Raw genomic sequence first — 4758 nt, forward strand, 5'->3', positions numbered from 1 at the left:
AAGCCAGCCATAAACATGAGGCAACATCACTCTTTGTATTTTCCCTGCTTTATGGGTACATAGGGTTTAATATATTGTTTTTTAAGATCATGGATCTGGTGAATATGGATTCGTTTTTTGAATTCCTGATTTTCCTTTCCCCGTTTTATGTAATTGCATCCATCATCTTATTTATTCAAGTCGTACGTAAATTTAACAAAGAGAAACATGCTGGCATACAATAAGGAAATCCTTGAAAATGAAGCCTTGGCGGCACAGGCCAAAGAATTGTATCGGATGAAGTTTATCCCGAAAACGCAATTACAGGACATCATTTCCCAACTAACGTTATTTCATTCCAGCAGTAACCTCTTGGTTCGCGTTGGTTTTTTTCTGTTGGGCTGTTTACTTTTATCAGCTATTACCGGTTTTTTGGCGTTGGTCTTTGGGTCTTCGATTGGCAGTAATTTTGAATATCTGATTTTTGTTTACGGAATAATTGGCGTAATCGGAGCCGAATTTTTGGCTAAAGCCGGCTATTTCAACCATGGTTTGGATGATGCTTTTGTTCTTTCGATACCGTTGTTTTTCTGTATCGCTGTTGGAGTTACTTTCGAATCCATGTCGCTGGTTTTTGCCCTTATGATGTTTTTAGGTTTTACTTGTACTATTCGATATGTACACACACTTTCCGTGTTGGTAGGTGGCGTCGGTATGGTCGGATTTGTTTTTGATTTGATTGTTAACCATGATTTGATGGATAAATTATTCTTGCCTTTTGTCGGTTTTTTGCTGGCTTGCGGGATTTATGGTGTTAGCAAGAAGATGCAGGGCAATCCGAAATTTTATCTGCACAGAAACGGTGTCTCGGCTACCAAGGTTTTTGCCTTGTTGTTGGCTTATTTTTCCGTTAATTATTTGGTGGTTCGGGAACTTTCGCAAGATTTGATGAATATTGTGGTAACCCCGCAAAATGACATTCCGTTGGCTTTTCTGTTTTACGGATTGACATTTGCTGTTCCATTGACCTATATCGGTTATGCACTGAAAACTAAAGATCGGTTGATGCTGTTGCTCGGGTTGTTTGTTTTTGGTTTTTCGATTTTCACTATTCGATATTATTACCAACTGATGCCTTTGGAGCAGGCTTTGATATTGGGTGGCACTTTGCTTTTTGGAGGAGCCTTTCTGGCAATCAGAAAGCTGAAAGACCGTGAGGAGGGATTGACCTTCAAGCCAGACAGAGAATCAGACAACAGTTTCGTTTTAAATGCCCAGGCGCTTGTGATCAATTCGCATATGCAAGCCAAAGTTGCGGTTTCAGAAAGCAAGATGCCGTTTGGTGGAGGAGGTTTCAGCGGTGGGGGAGCAGGAGGAGAATATTGATATTTTATCATTTATTTATATCAATTTCAAATAACAAGATGTAAATTTGCAGAAATTAGTAGTAGTAAAATGTTTGATGTTCAAAAAGTAAGAGCTCAATTCCCGATATTGTCCCAAAGCGTAAACGGAAAACCACTTGTTTATTTTGATAACGGCGCCACAGCCCAGAAACCCCAAGTAGTTATCGATGCGATTGCCCAATATTACAGCGAGATCAATGCCAACATCCATCGCGGGGTACATACGCTTAGTCAGCTCGCAACGGACGCTTATGAAGTTTCCAGAAATACGATCCAGAAACACCTGAACGCGAAGCACAATCACGAAATCATCTTTACATCAGGTACGACCCAAGGGATCAATCTGGTGGCAAACGGTTTTGCCAAATTCGTAAAGGAAGGCGATGAGGTAATGGTTTCGGCTTTAGAACACCACAGCAACATCGTTCCGTGGCAGTTTTTGTGCGAGAGAACCGGAGCGAAACTAGTGGTAATCCCGATGAACGACAAAGGCGAACTGATTCTTTCCGAATTCGACAAATTACTGTCAGAAAAAACGAAAATCGTTGCGGTGAATCATATTTCCAATGCGTTGGGAACCGTGAACCCGATTAAATACATTATTGATAAAGCACATGCTGTTGGTGCCGCGGTTTTAATTGACGGAGCTCAAGCCACGCCACATTTACGCCCGGACGTACAGGAGTTGAATTGCGATTTCTACGTATTTTCGGGTCACAAAGTTTGCGGACCAACCGGGGTAGGGATTTTGTACGGAAAAGAAAGCTGGTTAAATCAATTGCCGCCTTATCAGGGTGGTGGGGAAATGATCAAAGAAGTTACCTTCGAAAAAACCACTTATGCCGACTTACCACATAAATTCGAAGCCGGGACACCAAACATCGAAGCGGGTATCGTTTTAGGAACTGCAATCGACTATCTTAACAGTATCGGTTTCGACACTATCGCGAAATATGAAAAGGAATTGCTGGATTATGGTACAAAACGACTGTTGGAGATTGAAGGTCTGAGAATTTATGGAACGAGTGAAAACAAAGCTTCCGTGATTTCGTTCAACATCGAAGGAATCCATCCGTACGACATTGGCACGATTGTAGATAAGTTAGGAATAGCGGTTCGAACCGGTCATCATTGTACACAGCCTATCATGAATTTCTTCGGTATTCCGGGAACCATACGAGCGAGTTTTGCGTTCTACAATACCAAGGAGGAAATCGATATCTTTGTGGAAGCCGTTAAAAAAGCACAGCGAATGTTATCTTAAAACCCTGAAATTATGAAACGAATTATTCTTTTAGTAGCCGTGACACTGACTTTTGCAAGTTGTAATTGTCAAAAAAAGGCCGTTGAACAAACAAACGTGAGCGAAACGAATGTAACGGATCAGCAAAAAGTGATGCCGGCAATGGAATATGAAGCCAATTCAAGAGGTTTTTTCCTTTTCGTGAGGGTGGAGAATCATAATTTGTACATCTCAAGAAACAGGGATGCTAAAAAACTGCTTGAGGCTACACCGATAAGTGATGCCGACTGGAAAGAGTTAGAAACACTGGCAAAGACAGTAAATCTGGAAAAAGTGAAGGACATGAAAGGGCCAACGGAAAAACGTTTTTATGACGGGGCGGCACATGCAAATATTACCTTCCAGGTGGATAGAAACCGATACGAAACCAATGGCTTTGATCATGGAGATCCGCCGGTTGAAATAGAAAAATTAGTGAATAAAATTCTTGCCTTGGCCGAAAACACCAAATAAAATGACAATTAAGGAAATACAAAATGAAATTATTGATGAGTTCTCCATGTTTGACGACTGGGATGAACGTTTTCAATATGTCATTGATTTAGGAAAAGATCTTCCGTTGATTGAGGAACAATTCAAGACGGATGAGAATACCATCAAAGGCTGCCAATCCAAGGTGTGGGTTCATGCCGAAGAGAAAAACGGGAATATCGTATTTACGGCTGACAGCGATGCCATCATCACCAAAGGAATCATCGCAATTTTGGTAAGAGCCTTTTCGAATCAGTCGCCCAAAGCCATTTTGGAGGCCGATACGGATTTTATCGATGAAATTGGATTGAAAGAACATTTGTCGCCCACACGTGCCAACGGATTGGTGTCGATGATTAAACAAATAAAAATGTACGCCTTGGCTTTTCAGGCAAGGAATTAATTAAATAGAGGAGGTTGCCTGGCAAACTCGCAATGACATAAACAATGGAAGAATTTAACGATACCATCAATTTAGGGGAAGACGTTGTAAAAGTATTAAAAGGCATTTACGACCCGGAAATCCCCGTGGATATTTATGAGCTGGGACTGATTTACGACGTAATGATCAATGAAGATAACGAAGTAAAAATCCTGATGACCTTGACTTCACCAAACTGTCCAGTGGCCGAAACATTGCCTATGGAAGTGGAAGAAAAAATCAAATCCATCGACACCGTAAAATCGTGTGAAGTGGAAATTACCTTCGATCCGCCTTGGAGCAAGGATTTAATGAGCGAAGAAGCCAAGTTGGAATTAGGAATGCTTTAATAAGTAAACAGTTTTCAGTTGCAGTGTTCAGTTTTTCTGTACTGCGACTGAATACTGCAACTGAAACTATGGACGAAATTGTAAACAGAGTCGCCAACAGCGCATTGCAGGTTTTTGATCTGGAGGATTATTTTCCGAAGCAGCCGATTGTGGAATTAGATATTTCGCAGTGGCTTTTTGGTGGATTTATTCTGAAGGAAACCGAATTTCGTGACCAACTCAAACAGCATGATTGGACACAATATCAAGACAGCTATGTTGCCTTGTATTGTTCACAGGACGCTATTCTGCCCGCTTGGGCATATGCTTTAGTATCTGTTTTTTTGCAACCACATGCTTTAAAAATTGTAAACGGAACCAAAAAGGAACTTCTGTTGGCGTTATATCATGAGAAACTGGGTGCTTTGGATTATGCGCCGTTTCATGACAAACCAGTAATTCTCAAAGGATGTTCCAATAAACCGGTTCCGCAGGAAGTATACGTATTGGCGGTCCAAAAATTAATGCCGTTTGCAAAAAGCATCATGTTTGGTGAGGCTTGTTCTTCCGTTCCGCTTTATAAAAAGAAATAACCCGTTAAGCAACAGCGTTTTTTTTCTTATTTTCTGACAGATTTTTGCTAATTTAGTAATAGCAAAAAGTACTGATTATGAAAAAAAGTATTACACTTTTGTTATGTTTTATCGGATTAATGAGCGGTTATGCCCAGGAGGTCGTCCAGGATACCACAAAACACTGGGTAACCAAAGGGAATGCCTCCTTGCTTTTCAATCAGTCGAGTTTTGACAATTGGGTTTCCGGCGGTGAGAACAGCTTTGCGGGAAATCT

Annotated in this window: 6 protein-coding genes and 1 pseudogene; all 7 read left to right on the forward strand. The window is 40.9% G+C overall.

Annotation, left to right across the window (positions count from 1 at the left end; translation table 11 throughout):
• A pseudogene (locus tag VLB74_RS12395) lies at positions 1-224 on the forward strand (DUF2157 domain-containing protein); the annotation flags it as partial.
• Entirely contained in the window at positions 208-1365 is a 1158-nt protein-coding gene (locus VLB74_RS12400; RefSeq protein ID WP_325203772.1) for a hypothetical protein, read from the forward strand. The pseudogene VLB74_RS12395 and the gene VLB74_RS12400, both read left to right, overlap by 17 nt.
• Before the next feature lie 69 nt (positions 1366-1434).
• The gene (locus tag VLB74_RS12405) at positions 1435-2649 is read left to right on the forward strand and encodes an aminotransferase class V-fold PLP-dependent enzyme (protein WP_325203773.1); all 1215 of its coding nucleotides are present in this window, start codon (positions 1435-1437) and stop codon (positions 2647-2649) included.
• 12 nt (positions 2650-2661) lie between these two features.
• On the forward strand, positions 2662-3141 hold the full coding sequence (locus VLB74_RS12410; protein ID WP_325203774.1) for a hypothetical protein: 480 nt from the start codon (positions 2662-2664) through the stop codon (positions 3139-3141).
• Between the two features lies 1 nt (position 3142).
• The gene (locus VLB74_RS12415; RefSeq protein WP_325203775.1) at positions 3143-3562 is read left to right on the forward strand and encodes a SufE family protein; all 420 of its coding nucleotides are present in this window, start codon (positions 3143-3145) and stop codon (positions 3560-3562) included.
• A 44-nt stretch (positions 3563-3606) separates the two neighbouring features.
• Positions 3607-3930, forward strand: a complete 324-nt coding sequence (locus tag VLB74_RS12420) for an SUF system Fe-S cluster assembly protein (RefSeq protein WP_325203776.1) — start codon at positions 3607-3609, stop codon at positions 3928-3930.
• Between the two features lie 68 nt (positions 3931-3998).
• Entirely contained in the window at positions 3999-4502 is a 504-nt protein-coding gene (locus VLB74_RS12425) for a DUF2480 family protein (protein WP_325203777.1), read from the forward strand.
• Positions 4503-4758 lie beyond the last annotated feature (256 nt).

Source organism: Flavobacterium sp. (assembly GCF_035456225.1).
GTDB lineage: Bacteria > Bacteroidota > Bacteroidia > Flavobacteriales > Flavobacteriaceae > Flavobacterium.

Coding starts and splice junctions, on each gene's coding strand:
- VLB74_RS12400 (WP_325203772.1), top strand. CDS start 208: ATGCTGGCATACAATAAGGAAATCCTTGAAAATGAAGCCTTGGCGGCA.
- VLB74_RS12425 (WP_325203777.1), top strand. CDS start 3,999: ATGGACGAAATTGTAAACAGAGTCGCCAACAGCGCATTGCAGGTTTTT.
- VLB74_RS12415 (WP_325203775.1), top strand. CDS start 3,143: ATGACAATTAAGGAAATACAAAATGAAATTATTGATGAGTTCTCCATG.
- VLB74_RS12420 (WP_325203776.1), top strand. CDS start 3,607: ATGGAAGAATTTAACGATACCATCAATTTAGGGGAAGACGTTGTAAAA.
- VLB74_RS12410 (WP_325203774.1), top strand. CDS start 2,662: ATGAAACGAATTATTCTTTTAGTAGCCGTGACACTGACTTTTGCAAGT.
- VLB74_RS12405 (WP_325203773.1), top strand. CDS start 1,435: ATGTTTGATGTTCAAAAAGTAAGAGCTCAATTCCCGATATTGTCCCAA.